The 551-nt window shown below is 63.2% G+C and carries 1 pseudogene; it reads left to right on the plus strand.

The features are described 5' to 3' along the window. Nucleotides 1-551: pseudogene (locus A9762_RS27815) on the plus strand (adhesin); the annotation flags it as partial.

Here is a 551-nt window from a genome sequence, read left to right on the forward strand (position 1 = left end):
CACTCGCACTGGGTGCAAGAGACGGGGATGTTCGAGTCGGACAAGCGTCACGACGTCTGGAGCTGCGGCAGTGCTGCGGAGTGCTCGTCGCTTTATGGCGATGCTTACAACAGCGTGGGTGGAGTCATCAATCCGCCAACGCCGGTGGGCAACATCGCGGCGACGATTCAAGCACCGAACCTGACGGTGACGTCGGGCGGCCAAATCGTCAACGTGGGTAACGTGGTGGGCCAGTCGGTATCGCTCACGGGCACGAGCCTGATCAACGGCATCACGACGGCGAACACGTACACGCCGCAAGTGGGCAATGCGCCGCAGGTGATCAGTCTGGCCCCGGCGAACGGCGGTCTGAATCTGACGATCCCGGCAAGCTTGGGCGGCGCAGGGTCGTCGATCCTGACGGGCGCCACAGGCCAGCAGAACGGCCCGAGCTACATCGTGGGCGGATTGGGCGCAACGCTCGATCCGGTGTCACCGCAAGTGTTGCTGTCGAACTTGCCTGCGTCGCTGCAACCGAGCACGACGACGTTCTACTTCTCGCCTCAACAAGA

This window comes from Pandoraea sp. ISTKB (assembly GCF_001721285.1).
Lineage (GTDB): Bacteria > Pseudomonadota > Gammaproteobacteria > Burkholderiales > Burkholderiaceae > Pandoraea > Pandoraea capi.